The sequence below is a fragment of the Nocardioides bigeumensis genome (genome assembly GCF_039531755.1).
Taxonomy (GTDB): Bacteria; Actinomycetota; Actinomycetes; order Propionibacteriales; family Nocardioidaceae; genus Nocardioides; species Nocardioides bigeumensis.
In genome coordinates this window covers 863,951-881,743 of record NZ_BAAAQQ010000013.1, presented here as the reverse complement: position 1 = coordinate 881,743, position 17,793 = coordinate 863,951, and the positions used below count along the sequence as shown (strand labels likewise).

Sequence of the window (17,793 nt, the reverse complement as noted above, 5' to 3'; positions counted from 1 at the left end):
GCCCAACCACCTCAGCCGGCGAGGTAGCCCAGCTCCTGCAGGCGCGAGATCTCCGCGCGCAGCTCCGGATGGCCCGCCTGGTCGGCTGCGCGACCGCCGGCGACGTAGGACATCCTGCCGGGCTCGGCTCCGTCCGCGGCGGCGTCGAACACCACGGTCAGCCGGTTGGCGACCTTCGCGTTGATCAAGGAGCCGAGCAGCGCCACCGGATCGGCGCGGTCCTCGAGCGAGAGCACCCGCGTCGACTCGGGGATGTCGTGGACCTGCGATCCGGGGGCTCCCGCGGTGACCACCTGTTCGACGACGAAGGCCTCGGAGCGAACGGTCGCCGCGACCTCCGCGGCGCTGACGCCTCCCTGCGCCGAGCCGACCAGCATCACGCGGGCCACGCCCTCTCCGCCGTTCGCGACCGCACGCTCGACCGCGGCGACGACCTGGGAGGTGTAGGAGGAGTGGTCGCCCCCGACCAGGCGCAGCCGTCCCTCGCCGGCCTCGATCGGACCGGGGAGGTAGGCGATGTAGCGGTCGACGCCGACCTTGCTCACGGTGATGCCGCGCTCGGCGCCGGACAGCGCGGACATCAGCGCCTCGACGTTGCGAGGTGGCGCGACAGTGTCGGTGGGCAGGGCGGGCGTCACCGAGACCGGGGCGACGGTGAAGTCGCCGGCCACGTCGCGCAGCGCGGCGGCTGCGTCGGCGGCGAGCGGCTCGGCGCCGACCGCGCGGAGACCGCCGCGGCCCGCGTCGCCCCCCGAGGCACCGGCGAGCACGCCCGCGGTCAGCAGGGAGCGCATCTGGAGGCTCTCGAGCAGACCGCCGCCTCCGCTCTGGACGTGCTCGAGGAGGTCGGGGTTGTTCTTGGCGAGCTCGTCGATGTACGCCGCGACGCCGTCGCGGTCGAGCGCGTCGGTCTCGATCAGGCCGGCCGAGACGATGGCGCCTCCCAGCTCGACCTCGGGCGCGAGGTAGCCGATCGCGCGCCCGGCGATCGCGCCGAGCGTCTTGTACGCCGCCTCCTGCAGGTCGTCGATCCAGCGGTAGGTCAGCACGGTGGCGCGGATCATCAGGGCGTCCGCGTCGAGCTCGACCGACCGGGCGAGCAGCCCGTGCTTGCCGGTGGTCGCATGGCGCACGTCCTCCTCGAGCTGCGCGTAGGTCCGTGGGGACAGCTCTTCGGAGGCGGCGACGTCGTCGTCGCGCAGCACGGTCTCGCCCAGCTGCGCCCGGGCGCGCATGTCCTCGCCTGCGGCGTCGAAGCCGGCGGCCAGCTGCAGGAGCCGGTCGTACTTGTCGCCCGTGGCAGCGCCTGCGGCGGACCGTGCGGCCTCCGGATCGCCTGGTTCGAACGTGTCGTGGACCGACACGGTGTCGATGCGTTCGGTCATCGGGTCACCTCCGCCAGCACCGGCGCCAGCTCGGCGGCGAGGTCCTCGGGCGCCACGGCGCTGACCTCGACGCGCGGCTCGTCGCCGTGTTGGTGCGGGCGCAGCGCGCGCCAGCCGTCGGCGAGCAGCACCCACGAGACCACGCCCACCACCGAGGCCGCTCCGGACGAGAGGTCGGTGACCATCGCCCGCAGCCGGCCGCGTGTCTCGTCGAAGAGCGCCGGCAGCATCGTCTGGACATCCAGGTCGGGCACCGGTTGCCCGTCGCCGTCGACGATGCCGCCGGAGTGCTGCGAGACCAGCACCGGCAACAGGTCGCCGCGGCCGGTGCGCAACGCCTCGGCAGCGCCGCTGGCGAGGTCGAACGGCAGGTCGACCATCCACGGGAACGCGGAGGTGGTCAGTGGCACGTCCTCCGGCACGACGGCGGCCCGGGCAAGCTCGTGGGGCCACTGCGGGGCGTCGTACCACGCGAGCTCGAAGACGATCCCGTCCACGGTGGCCAGGGTCGCGACCGCGCCTCCGGCCTCGCGGTGCCAGGCCTTGGCCTGCACCTGCTCGACGCGCACCTCGAGGTCGAGGGCGACCTCGGGCGTGGCGAGCAGCCCGATGGCCCCGGCGAGCCCATGGTCAAGCCCAGGGTCAAGCCCAGGGTCAAGCCCAGGGTCAAGCCCAGGGTCAAGGGTGTCTCCGTCCAGCAGTCCGCGCCTGGTCAGCGACTCGATCGGATCGTGCAGGGTGCCGAGGGCGGCGACGTACGCCGTGTCCTCGATCGAGCCGCGGCTCTGACCCATCCGGTCCTCGAGCGCGCCCGGCCCGGGTGCGGTGAGGTCGAACGGCAGCGGCGCGTCGCCGGCGAGGCGGGCAGCGGTCTGCAGCTCCGAAAGGGTCAGGGTCACGCGGCGCGGCAGCGCTTCGAGGAGGGTGTCCGGAGCCGGTATGGGGGTGGTCAGGTCGACGGTCGCCATCAGGGTGCGCTCGCAGTCTGGTGTGGGGTCAGGGGAGGGTGCTGTCCGGCCACGATCACGGCGGACTCACAGTCCGGGCAGGCTCACATCGAGCCAGTCCTTGTGGCCGCGTTGGGGCCGGACGAATGCCGCCGACGTCTCGTCGTCGGCGCCCAGCGAGGCGGCCCTCTGCTCGATCCCGGCGATCGTCTCCTTGAGACGGTCCACCTCCGCCAGGTGACGACCCAGCGAGTCGGCGGCGGTCTCGTGCAGCGCCGCCGCCTCCTTCAGGTGCGCGGCCCGCTCGCGCACCCGCGTGCGCATCGCGTCGGCCGCCCGGCCGGTCCAGGAGATCCCGTCGGCCTGGGCCACGAGCCCGTCGGCGGTCGCCGCGATGTCGACGCCCTGCTCGCGCAGCTGGGCTGCGCGCTTGCGCATCACGCTGGTGTCGCCGTACATCGGCTCACTCCTCGAAGTCCCACGTCCGCGGCTCCTCCGCGGCTCACCCGTGGTTGCGGCCGGGTGAGGTTCCGAGGCACGCCTTCCCCGCCCTGGGCTCCCCTAAACCCCGAGTCCGGTGTGACGTGGCCGGCTCGCTGTCTCATCGGCGGGATATCTGCAGCACCTGGCTGCGCGCGGGGTCGTCGCTGCCGAGGAAGCCCGCTTCGCTCAGGCGTCGCAGCGCGTCCCTGATCGAGGGGTCGTCGCTGTCGCCCGCGGCCGCCGCTCCTTCGACGTAGCGAGCCAGGTCGTGCGCGTCCACGACCGGGTTCGCGCTCGCATCGACGCCGGGGTCGTCGAAGACGACCGTCACGTGCTGAGGGGTGTCGGGATTCGGGTCTCCGTCGAGGAGGGGCACGACGTCCGCCGAGCTCTCCAGCGACAGCATCTGCATGCCGTCGGGGTAGGGGCCCATGCCGGCGACCGGCGAGCCGGCGGTGACGACCGCGGACACGGCGTACGTGTCCTGGTGCGCGGCCAGCCAGGCGGCCATGATGCCGCCCTGCGAGTGGCCGACGAGCGCGACCGGTTCACCGGGGCGGATCCCGGCGTCCGCCATCGCCTCGAGGATCCCATCGGCGTATGTGGTGTCGGCGCCGCCGACGGCGGCGAAGTTCGTGGGCAGGTCGCGGACGTCGGCGTCGCGCGACCAGGGTGTCGTGAGCATGTCGTCGGTGCCGGGAAGGTAGACGACGTGCCGCGGGCCGTCCGGTCCAGTGATCGTCTGCACCTCGATCGTCCCGTTGCCGGGGGAGGTCGAACCCGTCGAGAGCAGGCTGACCTCGCGCAGGTGCGTCAGCATCGCGGCCAGGTCCGACGGCACGGGCGGGGCCGCCGACCCGTGCGCGAGCAGGTCGTCGCGCCGGACCACGTCAGCGTCGCCGTCGCCGGGGTAGAAGCCGGCCAGCACCTCCGCGGCCGCGCTCGTCGTGAGGTGCGGGAGCGGCTGGCCGTCCGGCCCGAGCACCAGCTGCCCGGTCGCGCCCGCCCACAAGCCGTCGACCAGCCCACCTCCTCCCGAGGCGAGGTGCTCGACGATCCACGGGTGGCGCGACAACCACGCCTGCAGCGCCCTCGATCCCCCCGCCGCGGCCGCGCGGAGGGCGCGCTGCTCGTCCGGGGTCAGGGTGAGGTACGTCGCGTACGCGAGGGCACCCGCGGCCAGCGCCGTCGGCGCGGACCGCCCCAACCCCGCACCGAGGGCGCGCCCCACCTGCTGGTCGACGAGGTGGAAGGCGAGGGCGACGGCCTGGTCGGTGCGCTCGAACGCCGCCACGCACGCCCGGATCAGCAGCGCGTCCGCCTCCCAGCCCAGCGACTCGGCCAGCGCGCCGTCCGGCCCGGTGGTGGCCAGCAGCACGGCTGCCTCGGCCTCGGCGAAGCTCACCGGCGCCAGCACCGCTGACGCCAGCAGGTCGCCGTCGGCCAGGACCCGCGCGCCGGTCAGCGCCCAGGCGCGCAGCCGGTCACCGGCTTCGTCGTACGCCGCGGCGAGGCCGCGCGCCTCCTCGTGCGACACCGCCAAGCCGTTGCTCCCGCCGACGACCTCACTGATCGTGACGGCCTCGTCTGCCCCGCTCACGCGGTCGGCACGGTGGTCGGCACGGGGAGGTCGACGTCGAGCCAGTTCCGATGCCCTGGCGAGGGCGGCACGAACCCGCCGACCAGGTCGCCGACCTCGTCGAGCCAGGTGGAGACCTGGCGCTCGGCGGCCGCGATCAGCTCGAGGCGGTTCTCGACCTCACGGGCGTGCCGCCGCAGCGCCGCCGCCGCGTCCTCGTGACGCGTTGCGGTCCTGTGCAGCGCGGCTGCCCGGACCTGGTTGCGGCGACGCATGGCGTCGGCCGCCAGCCCCGACCACCCGCACGCCTCCGCCAGGGCGACCAGGCGACCGGCCTCGTCGATGATGTCGCAGCCCTGCTCGTCGAGCCGTCGGGCCAGGGCCCTGATCGCGTCCGCGTCGCCGTACAAATTGCCTCCTGGGTGCCCTCGGAGCGAGGTGCGTCGGCACGCGTCCTGCCCGAACGGCTCTGTGGACAAACGTCCGCCCGCACGGGCTGTGGAGAACCGCTGCCGCAAACGCCGATACGATCGGCCCTCCACCCCGTTTCCCTGGCCCACCGCCCACCCCGACGAGGTGCTCGTGACGTTCGACGCCCACCAGCTCGACGAGTTCGTGCTGGTCGGCGCGGCAGTCACCTTCCTCGCCATCCTGGCCGTGCGGGCCTCGACCCGCGCCGGCCTGCCAAGCCTGCTGATCTACCTGCTGATGGGGGTTGCGCTGGGGGAGTCCGGGTTCGGCATCAACTTCGAGGATGCCCAGCTGGCGCACGCGCTCGGCTTCGCGGCGCTGGCCGTGATCCTCGCCGAAGGTGGTCTGACGACGAGCTGGTCCGAGGCGCGCCCCGCGATGCCATTGGGCGTCTCGCTGGCCACGCTGGGCGTCGCGGTGTCCGTGACCGTGGTGGCGGTCGGGTCGCACTTCCTGCTCGGGTTGTCCTGGGAGCTCGCGATCCTGCTCGGTGCGGTGACGTCGCCGACGGACGCCGCAGCGGTGTTCTCGGTGCTGCGCGCGATCCCGCTGCCACGACGGCTGGTCGGGTCGCTCGAGGCCGAGTCGGGACTCAACGACGCGCCGACCGTCGTCCTGGTCACGCTCGTGTCGTCAGGCGCGCTGCAGGAGAAGAGCATCGCCGAGATGGTGGGCACCGTCGGCTTCGAGCTCGCTGTCGGCGTGCTGTCCGGCCTCCTCTTCGGCTTCGGCGGCGCGTGGATCCTGCGGCGCATCGCGCTGCCCGCCTCGGGCCTCTACCCGATCGCGGTGCTCTGCCTGGCGTTCCTGGCGTACGGCGCCGCGGCGGCCGTGCACGGCAGCGGGTTCGCCGCCATCTACGTCGCCGCCCTCGTGCTCGGCAACAGCGAGCTCCCGCACCGGCTGGCCTCCCGGTCCTTCGCCGAGGGGATCGCCTGGTTGGCGCAGATCGGGCTGTTCGTGATGCTCGGCCTGCTGCTCTCGCCCGGTCGGATCACCCCCGAGATCGTCGGTCTCGCCGTGGTGGCCGGCCTGATCCTCACGTTCGTGGCCCGGCCGCTCTCGGTGCTGGTGAGCACGGTCGTCCAGCCGATGCCCTGGCGCGAGTACGCCTTCCTGTCCTGGGCCGGGCTCCGCGGCGCGGTCCCGATCGTCCTGACGACGATCGCGCTGGCGGCCGACGTCGACGGCGCCGAGCGGCTCTTCGACCTGGTCTTCGTGATGGTCGTGATCTACACCCTGTTGACCGGGCCCACCCTCCCGTTCGTAGCGCGGTGGCTGGGCGTCGCGCTGAGCAGCGAGCCGCGCGGCCTCGAGGTCGAGGCGGCGCCCCTCGAGAAGGTCGCCGCCGACCTGCTCCAGGTCACCATCAGCCCCGGCTCGAAGATGCACGGGGTCGAGGTCGGCGAGCTGCGCCTCCCGACAGGGGCGTCGGTCTCGTTGGTGATCAGGGGCGGCCGCGCACTCGTGCCCGAGCCGCGCACGGCGCTGCGCACCGGTGACGACCTCGTCGTCGTCACGCCCCGCAAGCAGCGCGAGTCGACCGAGATCCGGCTGCGTCAGGTCGCGGTGGGCGGACGGCTGGCCGCCTGGCTCGACGAGTGACGGGTCGCGGCTGCGGCTGGGCCGGGTCCGTTCTGCTCAGTCGGTGGTGCCGGGAGGGCTGCAGACGAACCCGTCCGCCGCGGCCTTGACCGACTTCTTTCCCTTGACGAGCTCCTCGAACTCCTCGCCGACGACCACCACCACACCGACCCCGAGCTGGTCGCCCTCGGTGATGGTCGCGCGCGGGCCGAGGTAGCTCTTCACGAGGCGCACCGCTGGGCTCTTGGGATCACTCGCCCAGATCTGGGCGTACGCCACCTCGGTCCCGGTCGGGGCGTTGCCGCTGTCGCCCTCACCGAAGCCGCTGTCGAGGAAGAGCTCGGTCGTCCGGCCCGCGAGTCCCGCGCGCGAGCTGGCGTTGAAGATGCTGACCGCGACCTGGTCGGGGTAGACGCGCTGCCCCGCCTCGACGGCGACTTCCTCGCAGAGCGGCTCGTCCTGGGTCTGGGGAAGCGGCTTCGTCGCGGCGCCCCAGCCCCAGATGACGGCACCGACGAGCAGCGCGACCAGGAAGACGAGCGTCAGGGTGGAGCGGATGCCGCGCACCATCAGCGGGTCCCTCCTCCGTGGAGCTCGCTCTCCCGGACCATGCGGGTACCTTAGCCAACCGTCCAGAGCCTCCGACTCGGGCCGACCACGGGCTGCGAGAGGCTGCCGAACGATCCGATCCGCTGCGCGCCGATCGTCCAGCAACCTCCTAGGCTCGCCCCATGAGCGACACCACGCCGCCGCCGGACGCCAGCTCGGAGCCGCCCGTCGAGGCAGCCACCCCAGCCGAGCCCCCCGCTCCCGCCGAGCCTCCCGCTCCCGCCGAGGCCCCCGCTCCCGCCGAGGCCTCCGCTCCTGCCGAGGAGCTGGACGCGCTCACCGCGGCGGTGGCTGCGGGCTACCAGTTCGAGGGCGCGGCTCTCGAGCTCGGCGGACTGATGCTCAACGCGAACGACCTCGGCGGCGTCCCCATCCGCATCCCGCTCGCGATGCTCAACCGCCACGGCCTGGTCGCCGGCGCGACCGGAACGGGCAAGACGAAGACGCTCCAGCTGATGGCCGAGCAGCTCAGCGCGGCCGGCGTACCCGTCTTCGCCGCCGACATCAAGGGCGACCTGTCCGGGCTCAGCGTCCCGGGTGAGGGCGGCGAGAAGATCTCCTCGCGTGCCGCGTCGGTGGGGCAGACCTGGACGGCGACCGGCTTCCCGACCGAGTTCTACGCGCTCGGCGGGGAGGGCACCGGGATCCCTCTGCGGGTGACGATGAGCGCGTTCGGGCCGGTGCTGCTCAGCAAGGTGCTCGGCCTCAACGACACGCAGGAGTCGAGCCTCGGCCTGATCTTCCACTACGCCGACAAGTTCGGGCTGCCGCTGCTCGACCTCGCGGACCTGCGGGCGGTGGTCGGCCACCTCACCTCCGACGAGGGCAAGGTCGACCTCAAGAGCCTGGGCGGGCTCTCGACCGCCACCGCCGGCGTGATCCTCCGCGAGCTGATCGCCTTCCAGGACCAGGGAGCCGACGCCTTCTTCGGCGAGCCGGAGTTCGAGTCGGCGGACTTCCTGCAGGTGACGCCCGAGGGCAAGGGCCTGATCTCGCTGGTCGAGCTGCCCAACCTCCAGGACCGGCCGGCGGTCTTCTCGACCTTCCTGATGTGGCTCCTCGCCGACCTCTTCCACGACCTGCCCGAGGTCGGCGACATCGACCGTCCCAAGCTCGTCTTCTTCTTCGACGAGGCGCACCTGCTCTTCAACGACGCGTCGAAGTCGTTCCTCGACCAGATCGCCCAGACCGTGCGGCTGATCCGCTCGAAGGGCGTCGGCGTCTTCTTCGTGACCCAGAGCCCGACCGACGTCCCCGACGACGTGCTCGCTCAGCTCGGCTCGCGGGTCCAGCACCAGCTGCGCTCGCACACGCCCAACGACGCCAAGGCGCTGAAGGCGACCGTGAACACCTATCCCACCAGCGGGTACGACGACCTCGGCGAGGTCATCACCAGCCTCGGCATCGGCGAGGCCGTCGTCACCGTCATGAACGAACGCGGCGCCCCGACCCCGGTCGCCTGGACCCGCCTGCGCGCACCCGAGTCGCTGATGGCCCCCGCCGACGCCGCCGCGATGGGCGCCGCCGTGAAGGCCAGCCCCCGCTACGCCAAGTACGCCGAGCCGATCGACCGCGAGTCCGCCCGCGAGAAGCTCGCGGCCAAGCTCGAGGAGGGCGCCCGCAAGGCCGCCGAGGACGCGGCGTACGCCGAGCAACAGCGCCAGGCCAAGCTCGACCGTGCCGCCGCCGAGAAGGAGGCCAAGGCGCGCTCGCGCACGACCTCGCGCCGACAGGAGGACGACGGGTCACGCGATGGGGGCGTCGTCAAGGACGTCGTCCAGTCCGGCGCCTTCAAGGACTTCATGCGCACTGCCGCCCGCGAGATCGCGCGCGGGATGTTCGGGTCGGGTCGTCGGTAGCTGTCCGGGCCGTCGAGTCAGGACCACTTCCGCGCAATTGCTGAGTTGTTGTCGCCGTTGGCCGGCACGGACAGCCAAAACCCATCAATTGTGCGGTTGTTGCCGCCACGAGCGGGCGGCCCACACCCGCCGACAACAACGGCGCAATTGAACGGCTGTTGCCGCTTCGAGGCCCCACATGACGGCCATAACTCAGCAATTGCGCGGTTGTTGTCGGCGGGGGGCGGCGGGGGGCGGCGGGGGGCGGCGGGGGCGGGGACAGTGCGGACAGCCGGGTGGGCCGGGAGAGCAGGTGGCCTACAGCTTGGGATCGGTCCAGGCGACCTGAAGCACGTCGAGGCCGCGCGAGCGCGACAGCATCCGGCCACGGCCGGGGGCGCTGTGCTGCGGGCGCAGCTTGCCGAGGATCGGGCCCTCCTCGGGCGAGCCGGAGAGCAGGATGCCGGGCATCGCCAGGTCGCGCAGGGACTGGATGACCGACTCGTACGCCGCTCGCGAGGCGCCACCGGAGCGGCGGGCGACGATCACGTGCAGGCCGACGTCGCGGGCCTGCGCCATCAGCGGCTGGAGGACGGCCAGCGGTGAGCTCTGCTGGGTCGCGACGAGGTCGTAGTCGTCGACGATCACGAACGCCTCCGCCCCGGTCCACCACGACCGGTTGCGCAGCTGGTCGGGGGTGACGTCGGGACCGGGGATCCGGCTCTCGAGGTAGGTCGCCAGGTCGCGCAGCGCAGGCTGGGCCTGCGCGGCGGAGGTGAGGTAGTTGAGCTGGTAGTCCTCGGGGATCTCGCCGAGCAGGGAGCGGCGGTAGTCGACCACGACCAGCTGGGCCTGCTTGTTGGTGCGGCTGCGGGTGATCTCGCGGATCAGCGTGCGCAGCAGCGCGCTCTTGCCGGACTGGCTGTCGCCGTAGACGAGGAGGTGCGGCTCGAGGTCCATGTCGAGACCGATCGGGGCCAGCTCCTTCTCGTCGACGCCGAGCAGCAACCGGCGGTCGTCGAGGCGCTGCTCCACCGCTTGGGCGCGCACCGCGTCGAGCGTGATGAGCTCGGGGAGCAGCCGCAGCTTGGGTCCGCGCGGGCCGCGCCAGGCGGCGTCGCTGCGCTTGACCAGGTCGTCGACGCCGTCGCCGACGGAATCGGGCGAGGGGTCCCCGTCGACGCGCGGCAACGCGCCGAGGAAGTGCAGCTTGCCCGGGACCAGACCACGGCCCGGCCGGCCCGTCGGCACCAGCGCGGCGACCTTACGGTCCACTTCGGAGTCCACCGGGTCGCCGAGGCGGAGCTCGAGCTTGGTGCCGAAGACGTCGCGCATCGCGGCGCGGTAATCGGCCCACCGTCCGGCGGCGGCGACCACGTGCAGTCCGAAGGTGAGGCCGCGCGCGGCCAGCTGCTGCAGCTCGAGCTCCAGGTCGTCGAAGTCGGCGCGCAGCGTGCTCCACCCGTCGACGACCAGGAAGACGTCGCCGAAGCCGTCGTCGGCACGACCCTGCCTGCGGCGCGAGCGGTAGGTCTCGATCGAGTCGATGCCCTGCTCGCGGAAGTAGGCCTCGCGTCGGTCGACCACGCCGGTCACCTCGGCGATGATCCGGCGTACGACGTCGGGCTCGGACCGCGTGCCGACCCCGGCGACGTGGGGGAGCCGGGCCAGCGGCGCGAACGTGCCGCCGCCGAAGTCGAGCACGAAGAACTGCGACTCCTGCGGGGTGCTGGTCAGCGACAGGCTGGTGACCATGGTGCGCAGCAGCGTGCTCTTGCCGCTGCGGGGACCACCGACGACGGTCACGTGACCACCGGCGCCGGTGAGGCTGATGGTCAGGGTGTCGCGTCGCTGCTCGCGCGGACGGTCGACAGTACCGAGCGGGATGGTGAGGGCACCCATCGCCCGCCAGTGTGGCGAGACGAGCCCGAGCTCGGGGTCGTCGACGAGGTCGGGCATCAGGTCGTCGAGGGTGTCGGGGACGTCGAGCGGGGGCAGCCAGACCTGGTGGGCCGGCGGTCCTTGGCCGACCATCTGTGAGACGGCCACGTCGAGGAGGGTCGGCCCCTCGCCCTGCTGGACCGGCTGCTCCGCGACCACGGGCTCCGGTTCCCCGGGGTCCGGGGACTCGATGGTCTGCACCTCGGCGATGGTGAAGGGCAAGATCCCCTGCACGTGTCCGCCCTCGTCGCGACGCACCCGGGGACGGTTGGTGGCCGGAGGCCCCGAGACGTAGGCGGCCTTGAACTTCTGCAACGTCGTCGGATCGGGCTTGAGGTAGCCGAGCCCGGGCACGGACGGCAGCTCGTAGGCGTCGGGCACGCCGAGCACCGAGCGGGACTCCTGGGCGCTGAAGGTGCGCAGACCGATGCGGTACGACAGGTGCGACTCCAGGCCGCGCAGCCGGCCCTCCTCGAGCCGCTGCGAGGCGAGCAGCAGGTGCAGACCGAGCGAGCGGCCCAGTCGGCCGACGGCGACGAAGAGGTCGATGAACTCGGGCTTCGCCGACAGCATCTCGGAGAACTCGTCGACCACGAGGAACAGCGACGGCATGGGTGCCAGCGGCTCGCCCGCCGCGCGGGCGCGCTCGTAGTCGCGGATCGAGGCGTAGTTGCCGGCCTCGCGGAGGAGCTCCTGGCGGCGCACCATCTCACCGGACAGTGCGTCCTGCATGCGGTCGACGAGGGTGAGCTCCTGGGCCAGGTTGGTGATGACGGCCGAGACGTGGGGCATGTCGGCGATGCCCGCGAAGGTCGCGCCGCCCTTGAAGTCGACCAGCACCATGTTGAGCTGCTCGGGCGAGTGGGTCAGCGCGAGGCCCAGCACCAGCGTGCGCAGGAACTCGGACTTGCCCGACCCCGTGGCGCCGATGACGAGGCCGTGCGGCCCCATGCCCTGCTGGGCGGACTCCTTGATGTCCAGGTGCACCAAGCCGCCGCCCTCGCCGAGGCCGATGGGCACCCGCAGCCGGTCGCGGGCGGGTCGGGTGCGCCAGGCTGCGGACGGGTCGAAGTGGTGCACGTCGCCGAGCCCGAGCAGGTCCATGAAGTCGGACGGTCCGGTGATCTCGCTCGGGGTCTCGTCCGAGGTCGCGCCCGCCGAGACCGTGTGCAGCGGGGTGAGCCGGCGCGCGAACGCCTCGGCGGTCGCCAGGTCGCACTGGTCGCCTAGTGCGAGGACCGGGGCCTCGCGCACGCGCAGCGCCTGGATCGCGACCTTGCTCGGGTGACCGACCAGCCGGGCGGCGGCACCGGCGTCCAGCTCGGGATCCTCGATCTCCAGGCGCAGCCGCGATGAGTCGTCGAGCTGGTCCCACCGGGTGGGCAGGTCGATGAGCGTGACGCCGTGCAGGCCGTCGGGAGGGATGACGTGGTTGCCCGGCGGCAGCGTGGCACCGTCGACGACCAGGAGGATGTGCGGGGTGGCCGGCCGCTCGTCCGCGCCGAACCGCGGCCGGTCGCTCAGGTCGGGCGGCAGCATGGTCGCCAGGTCGGCGAGCTGGGTGGTCACCATGCGCGTGGGTCCGACGGCATCGCTCAGCTGGGCGCTCTGGGCGTGGGGGAGCCACTTGATCCAGTCCCAGTGGGCGAGGTGCTGCTCGTCGCAGAGCACCGCCACGATCAGGTTGCTCGGCGAGTGGAAGGCGGTGGCCGAGCACACCAGCGCGCGGGCCAGCGCGCGCGCCTGCTCCTCGGGCCCGCACACCTCGATCCCGTCGAACGCACGCAGGTCGATGCTGGCGGGCAGGTGGGGCTGGATGCGGTGCACCACGAGCAGGCGGTGCAGCGCCGAGGCCGCTGCCGGGTCGACCTGGTCGATCGGGGTGCTGTCGGGTGGCACGAGGTCGATCGACAGCGGCTGCGCGCAGAGGCCGTAGCGCACGTGCAGGAATCCGGTGTCGTTGGACGTGTGCTCCCATACCCGGGACCGCTCCTCGGCGAGGGCGGGCAGCGCCGTGGGGTCCGGGTGGTGCCACGTGAGGGCCCGGCGCTGCTGGTCGGCCGAGTCGCGGGCGATCTTGCGGACTCCGGCGAGGTAGCGGAGGTACTCGGTCCGCGAGCCGGTCACCTGCTGCGTCCGCTGCTTCCGCTGCCGGTCGATCTGGACCACGATGAAGCCCAGCGTCGCGAAGAGGAACATGCCGGCGGCGATGTAGCTGCGACCGCCGTTCTGCCCGCCGCCCATGGTGGCGACGAGCACGATCGACCCGAGGCTGCCGAGCATCGGGATGGCGTTCATGAGGACGCCGCCGGCGCCCTCCGCCTGGTCGATCTGCGGCGGCGGCTGGAGCTGGATGCGACCGGTGGGGAGCTCGGGCTCGTCGTGGCGCGTGCCCCGCAACGTCGTGCTCATCGATCCCCCGAGTGGTCGGTGTCTGCCAGCCCCGGCCGCCGGACCGAGAGACCGTCAGCCTAAGCGGGACCCCTGACAGCGACTACCCTGCTGGGGCCGGCTCAATCACCTGCACGGTCAGATCGGAACTCTCGGAGGGGGCGAGGCGCGTGCCCGACGCCTTTCCGCCCGCGGTCTCCAGCCACGGCGCGGTCGCACTCAGCGTGCACGGCCCGCTGGGCGTCCTCGACCTCGTCGTCCCGGGCGGCGCGTCCACGTGGGACGTCGCCAGGGAGTACGCCGAGCGGTCCGGGCTCGGCACCGTCCCGCTGCTCTTCACCAGCACCGGCGCGTCGCTGCCGCCCGACCTGGTCCTCTCGGAGGGCGGGATCGGGACCGGCACGGTGCTCGTCGCCACCACGGGCGCCCAGCGTCCGCCCGTCGGCCACCCGTCAGCGCGCACCCCTGTGCGCGGTCCCGAGGATGCACCCGGGCCGCTGGCCGTCGGCTGGTTCGTCACCGCGGCCGCCGCTGCGGCGCTGGCCGGCTGGCTGCTGGCGCCGTCCGGCTCGGCCGACCTCACCACCCCGGTCGTGCTGGTGCTGCTCGGTGCCGCCGTCGCCGGTGTCCTGCCGGTGGGCCGCCTGGCACCGCTGAGGGCGGTGACGGCACCTGTCTTCGCCGGCGCGGCGGCGTACGCGTTGCTGTGGGACCCGGACCCTCTGCACCTCCCGGCGATCATCGGTGGCGCGGCGCTGGCGGCCGCGGTGACCGCGGGAGTGGCTCGCGCAGTGGCGGCAGGACCGGACGAGGGCCTCCTCGTCTGGATCGTGGCCGGAGGCACTGCCTTCGTCGTGCCTGCTCTGGGGGCGTTGCTCGGGGTTGCGCCGGCGGTCGTGTGGTCGGTCCTGCTGCTGGTCGCGATGCTCGCGAGCAGGTCGGTGCCGCTGCTCGCCGTCGACGTGCCCGACCACCACCTCATCGACCTCGAGCGGCTGGCGGCGTCGGCCTGGTCGGCCCGCGAGGTGCCGCGGGGCCGCCGGGGCCGCCGGGGCCGCACCGTCGTCTCGTTCGCCGGCGTCGCCGCCGTCGCCGGTCGCGCCGCCCGGACCACCACGGCGGCGTGCGCCGCGATCGCCGCGATCGTCGTCGTGGCCGTGCCGCAGCTGTTGACCACTGCCGCCGGCGACATCGACCGGATCGGCGCGCGTTCGATGGTGTTCTTCGTGGGGGCGTCGCTGCTCCTCGTCGCGCGGAGCTATCGGCATGCTGCCCCGCGCTCGTTGCTCCGCGTCGCCGGTCTCTACTGCTGGATCGTGCTCGCCGGGCAGCTCCTTCTCGGCCTCGCGCAGGGCCGTCTGGCGCTCGTCGCCGTTGGTGCCGGCGTCGTCGCCGCTGTGCTCCTGGTGGCCGCGGTCGCCACCGGCCGCGGCTGGCGGTCTGCCTGGTGGTCACGGCGCGCGGAGGTCGCGGAGTCCGTGGCCGGTGCCTTCGCGCTGGCCAGCATCATCGTGTCGTCGGGGTTGTTCCTGGCGCTCTGGGAGCTCACCTCGGCCAACGGTCCTTCGAGCTGACCGGGCTGATGGGGGGTCCACCCCGCGCCACGGCTGGTTTCCACAGCCGCGCGCATCCGAGGTTTGGCCCGCGACGAGCCGGGTAGACCAGCGTTGTCCGGTAGTCGGATCCCACGTCTCGGGAACGCGGTCGGACACGCACGCAAGTGACAACGCACAGGTGTCAACGAGCCCCTCGGCGAATCCACCGGGGACAAGGAAGTGAGCATCCAATGAGCCAGAACCGCGTGGGATTCGGCGAGGGAACCCTCAAGACCACCGAGCAGCTCCTCGCCGAGGCCAAGGTCGAGCTGCGTCGCCTGAGCAACGAGCTGCAGGGCGAGATCAACCAGCTGAACGGCAAGTGGGGCGGTGACGGGGCCATCGCGTTCGGTGTCCTCAACACAGCGTGGGACGAGAAGCAGGGCGCGATCGTCCAGACGCTGGAGAAGTTCGAGGCCAGCCTGAGCCAGACCGAGAAGTCGCTGACCACCTCCGACGAGACCAGCGCCTCCAACGTCGCCTCGATCCGCAACCAGATGGAGGGCGTGCGCGACTTCTGAGTCGCCGGCCCTCACCCCCACCAGACCTCACGTGACCAGATCTGACACAGAGAAGAGAGACCAATGACCTTCGACGGAAAGCTCGACGGCCTCCGGGTCGACCACGCCGCCCTCGAGAACGCCTCGGTCGGCATGAAGCGCATCGTGGACTCGATCGACCGCGTCCTCGACGACCTGATCGGCGACCTGCAGCCGCTCGTCAACCAGTGGGACGGCGAGACGAAGGTCGCCTTCGCCGAGATGAAGCAGACGTGGGACTTCGCGATGACCGAGATGAAGGACCTGCTCGACAAGTCCGGTCAGACCGTCTACAACTCCAACGCCGAGTTCCGAGCCGTCGACCTGAAGAACGCTGCGAGCTTCGACTTCTGATCCGGTCAGGGTCGGCGGCCGGTCTCGTGTTCACCTACGACGACTGCGCGCCGCCGGCCCTGTTCGGGCGTCTACGACAGCACCACCCCAAGAGCACGACTCGGGGGAGTCCCTGCAGGAGGAAACGTCATGCTGGCCGACGACATCCAGTGGAACATGGATGCGATGTCGAGCCTGCGGAGCAACCTGATCATGCTCCGCGACTCGCTGGAGACCGGTGACTTCGCCACCATCGGGGGATCCATGCCCGAGTTCGGCGACTTCGACCACTCGCCGATGCTGCACAGCCATCACGAGAAGGCGCACAGCGTGATGCTCGAGACGGTCAAGTCCGTCATCGAGTGCATCGACACCTTCTACACCAACCTCGAGAGCGCCCAGTCCGCGTTCGACGACGTCGACGGCATCAGCATGGCGGCGTTCACGAAGTACCGCACCGCGATCGACAACCTGACCGAGCAGTCCTACCTGCCCGGCCTGGACGACGCTCGTCGGCGCGGCCGGGAGCACGCCAGCCACACCGCCGGCGACCCAGGGAGCGGGCCAGGGAGTGAGGAAGCCTGATGGGACCCAACGAGCAGCGGTTGCGCGCCGCCCTCAACCGCGCCGACTTCAACCCCGCGATCGGCAAGTCACTCGACTGGACCTACCAGGGCCTCAACGTCAACTGGGTCATGGACGGACTTCGCGACGTCGCGCCCAAGCTGGCCGACTACGGCATCACCGGCCGCACCCCCGACGCGGCCAAGGAGGCCTTCCTCCGGCTCGCCGACAAGATGGAGCAGCAGCAGGCCGACCTCGACAAGTCCGGCCGGGCCCTCTCCGACGCGGCCAACGAGTTCTGGGAGGCCGAGCGGGTCCTCAACGACAACCCGGCGACCAAGACCGACCCCGGCCCCTTCCAGTACGACCCGAACGACTCCCGGACCGAGGAGCAGCAGAAGCTCGACCACAACGGCAAGTCCGACGCGTACGCCGCCGAGGCCACCCAGCGCGAGACGGCGTTCGGCGAGGCGCTGAAGAAGGTCGACAAGCAGTACTACCTGTCGGCCGTCGCCCTTTCCGAGGTGCACGGCATGGGCGCACCGCCCGACCCCTACGCACCGGAGCCCGTCGGTGGTGCCGGTGGCGGAGCCGGTGGGGCTGGAGGCGGTGGCGGCGGCGTCCCCGGTGGTGGCGGCACGCGGCCGCCCGGTGACGGCATCCCCGTGTCCGACCCGCGTGACCCGGACGGTCAGCGTGATCCCGACGGCCCGCGGGACCCCGACGACCCGCGTGACCCGGAGGACCAGCGGGACCCGGACGACCCCCGTGACCCCGACGACCTGCCAGAGCCGTTCCCGACGCCGACGCCGCACGACCCGCACCCGTCACTGCCGCCCTCTGCTCCGCACCCGGGCGGCCCCTTGGGCCCGAGCACGCCCTCGGCCCCGGCGCCGATCCCCTCGACGACGGGCAGCCTGCCCGGCCACGCCGTCACACCGGGTCTGCCCGGTCCTGCGGCCGGCGCGCTCGGTGCCGGCCTCGCCGGCGGCGCGGTGGCAGGCGGACTCACCGGCGCGATCCGTGGCGCGACGGGCGGTGCCGTCAGCGGTGTGGGCGTTCCCCGCGGGGCGGCCCCCAACGCCCTCGGAGCCAGCAGCCGCACCAGCGCCTCGGGCGCGCTCGGTCGCGGAACCGGTGCCGCCGCGGGCTCGACTGCCCGTGGTGCCGGTGCCGGCGCGAGCGGCCGTGGCGCCGTTCGTGGTGGTGCCAAGTCCGGCGGCCGTGCGGGCGGCCGTGCCGCTGCCGCTGGTGGTCGCGGCGTCGCGGGCAAGAGCTCCGGCAAGGCCCCCCTCAAGGGCAGCGCAGCCGTCGGTCGCAACGGCCGACGCAGCGAGGACGACGAGGACGCGCGTCGTGAACGGCTGGACTCCATCGCCGAGACCAGCGAGTGGATCGACGACGACGGTGCCGCGCCCGGCGTCATCGGCTGAGGCTCGGGCGGTAGCGTTCGCGCGTACGGATTTCGGGCCGTGAATGAGGACGTGATGGGGAACAGGTGCCGATGAGCCAGGCCCTGCCAGTGGGATCGGGA

General features: G+C 72.5%; 14 protein-coding genes. 7 read left to right on the top strand and 7 right to left on the bottom strand.

The window, feature by feature from the left end:
* Nucleotides 1-11: 11 nt before the first annotated feature.
* From ABD295_RS18450 to ABD295_RS18430, 5 genes are all read right to left on the bottom strand, one after another.
* Nucleotides 12-1,385 carry a hypothetical protein gene (locus tag ABD295_RS18450; protein WP_344305278.1) on the bottom strand — a complete coding sequence of 458 codons (1,374 nt, stop codon included), beginning with the start codon at nucleotides 1,383-1,385 and terminating at the stop codon, nucleotides 12-14.
* Nucleotides 1,382-2,353 (bottom strand): hypothetical protein, encoded by a 972-nt coding sequence (locus tag ABD295_RS18445; protein WP_344305277.1) that lies wholly within the window; start codon nucleotides 2,351-2,353, stop codon nucleotides 1,382-1,384. Before ABD295_RS18445 ends, ABD295_RS18450 begins: the two co-directional genes overlap by 4 nt.
* Before the next feature lie 66 nt (nucleotides 2,354-2,419).
* Nucleotides 2,420-2,791: a hypothetical protein gene (locus ABD295_RS18440; protein WP_344305276.1), complete on the bottom strand. Its 372-nt coding sequence runs from the start codon at nucleotides 2,789-2,791 to the stop codon at nucleotides 2,420-2,422.
* A 142-nt stretch (nucleotides 2,792-2,933) separates the two neighbouring features.
* Nucleotides 2,934-4,415 (bottom strand): hypothetical protein, encoded by a 1,482-nt coding sequence (locus ABD295_RS18435; RefSeq protein WP_344305275.1) that lies wholly within the window; start codon nucleotides 4,413-4,415, stop codon nucleotides 2,934-2,936.
* The gene (locus ABD295_RS18430) at nucleotides 4,412-4,804 is read right to left on the bottom strand and encodes a hypothetical protein (RefSeq protein ID WP_344305274.1); all 393 of its coding nucleotides are present in this window, start codon (nucleotides 4,802-4,804) and stop codon (nucleotides 4,412-4,414) included. Before ABD295_RS18430 ends, ABD295_RS18435 begins: the two co-directional genes overlap by 4 nt.
* Nucleotides 4,805-4,976: 172 nt before the next feature.
* On the opposite strand from ABD295_RS18430, the gene ABD295_RS18425 reads away from it, so the two are divergent.
* Nucleotides 4,977-6,470, top strand: a complete 1,494-nt coding sequence (locus ABD295_RS18425; protein ID WP_344305273.1) for a potassium/proton antiporter — start codon at nucleotides 4,977-4,979, stop codon at nucleotides 6,468-6,470.
* A gap of 36 nt (nucleotides 6,471-6,506) precedes the next feature.
* Here ABD295_RS18425 and ABD295_RS18420 read toward each other — a convergent pair whose 3' ends face one another.
* A complete protein-coding gene (locus tag ABD295_RS18420) occupies nucleotides 6,507-7,019 on the bottom strand; it encodes a LytR C-terminal domain-containing protein (RefSeq protein WP_344305272.1) in 513 nt (170 codons plus the stop codon).
* 161 nt (nucleotides 7,020-7,180) lie between these two features.
* On the opposite strand from ABD295_RS18420, the gene ABD295_RS18415 reads away from it, so the two are divergent.
* A complete protein-coding gene (locus ABD295_RS18415) occupies nucleotides 7,181-8,917 on the top strand; it encodes a helicase HerA-like domain-containing protein (RefSeq protein ID WP_344305270.1) in 1,737 nt (578 codons plus the stop codon).
* A 297-nt stretch (nucleotides 8,918-9,214) separates the two neighbouring features.
* Here the strand turns inward: ABD295_RS18415 and eccCa are convergent, their stop codons facing one another.
* Nucleotides 9,215-13,249: a type VII secretion protein EccCa gene (gene eccCa / locus ABD295_RS18410; protein WP_344305269.1), complete on the bottom strand. Its 4,035-nt coding sequence runs from the start codon at nucleotides 13,247-13,249 to the stop codon at nucleotides 9,215-9,217.
* A gap of 149 nt (nucleotides 13,250-13,398) precedes the next feature.
* Between eccCa and ABD295_RS18405 the strand changes: the two genes are divergently transcribed.
* The 5 genes from ABD295_RS18405 (at nucleotide 13,399) to ABD295_RS18385 (ending at nucleotide 17,692) form a co-directional block, all read left to right on the top strand.
* Nucleotides 13,399-14,802 carry a hypothetical protein gene (locus ABD295_RS18405; protein ID WP_344305268.1) on the top strand — a complete coding sequence of 468 codons (1,404 nt, stop codon included), beginning with the start codon at nucleotides 13,399-13,401 and terminating at the stop codon, nucleotides 14,800-14,802.
* Between the two features lie 212 nt (nucleotides 14,803-15,014).
* Nucleotides 15,015-15,344, top strand: a complete 330-nt coding sequence (locus tag ABD295_RS18400) for a WXG100 family type VII secretion target (RefSeq protein ID WP_344305267.1) — start codon at nucleotides 15,015-15,017, stop codon at nucleotides 15,342-15,344.
* A gap of 63 nt (nucleotides 15,345-15,407) precedes the next feature.
* Complete coding sequence (locus ABD295_RS18395) at nucleotides 15,408-15,716, top strand: WXG100 family type VII secretion target (RefSeq protein WP_344305266.1); 309 nt, start codon at nucleotides 15,408-15,410, stop codon at nucleotides 15,714-15,716.
* Between the two features lie 129 nt (nucleotides 15,717-15,845).
* Entirely contained in the window at nucleotides 15,846-16,280 is a 435-nt protein-coding gene (locus tag ABD295_RS18390; RefSeq protein WP_344305265.1) for a hypothetical protein, read from the top strand.
* Entirely contained in the window at nucleotides 16,280-17,692 is a 1,413-nt protein-coding gene (locus ABD295_RS18385; RefSeq protein ID WP_344305264.1) for a hypothetical protein, read from the top strand. The genes ABD295_RS18390 and ABD295_RS18385 overlap by 1 nt, the downstream gene beginning before the upstream one ends.
* Nucleotides 17,693-17,793 lie beyond the last annotated feature (101 nt).

Excerpts from the sequence above, each read along its gene's own strand:
- ABD295_RS18450 (WP_344305278.1), bottom strand. The coding sequence starts at position 1,385 with ATGACCGAACGCATCGACACCGTGTCGGTCCACGACACGTTCGAACCA.
- ABD295_RS18445 (WP_344305277.1), bottom strand. The coding sequence starts at position 2,353 with ATGGCGACCGTCGACCTGACCACCCCCATACCGGCTCCGGACACCCTC.
- ABD295_RS18440 (WP_344305276.1), bottom strand. The coding sequence starts at position 2,791 with ATGTACGGCGACACCAGCGTGATGCGCAAGCGCGCAGCCCAGCTGCGC.
- ABD295_RS18420 (WP_344305272.1), bottom strand. The coding sequence starts at position 7,019 with ATGGTGCGCGGCATCCGCTCCACCCTGACGCTCGTCTTCCTGGTCGCG.
- ABD295_RS18415 (WP_344305270.1), top strand. The coding sequence starts at position 7,181 with ATGAGCGACACCACGCCGCCGCCGGACGCCAGCTCGGAGCCGCCCGTC.
- eccCa (WP_344305269.1), bottom strand. The coding sequence starts at position 13,249 with ATGAGCACGACGTTGCGGGGCACGCGCCACGACGAGCCCGAGCTCCCC.
- ABD295_RS18400 (WP_344305267.1), top strand. The coding sequence starts at position 15,015 with ATGAGCCAGAACCGCGTGGGATTCGGCGAGGGAACCCTCAAGACCACC.
- ABD295_RS18395 (WP_344305266.1), top strand. The coding sequence starts at position 15,408 with ATGACCTTCGACGGAAAGCTCGACGGCCTCCGGGTCGACCACGCCGCC.
- ABD295_RS18390 (WP_344305265.1), top strand. The coding sequence starts at position 15,846 with ATGCTGGCCGACGACATCCAGTGGAACATGGATGCGATGTCGAGCCTG.
- ABD295_RS18385 (WP_344305264.1), top strand. The coding sequence starts at position 16,280 with ATGGGACCCAACGAGCAGCGGTTGCGCGCCGCCCTCAACCGCGCCGAC.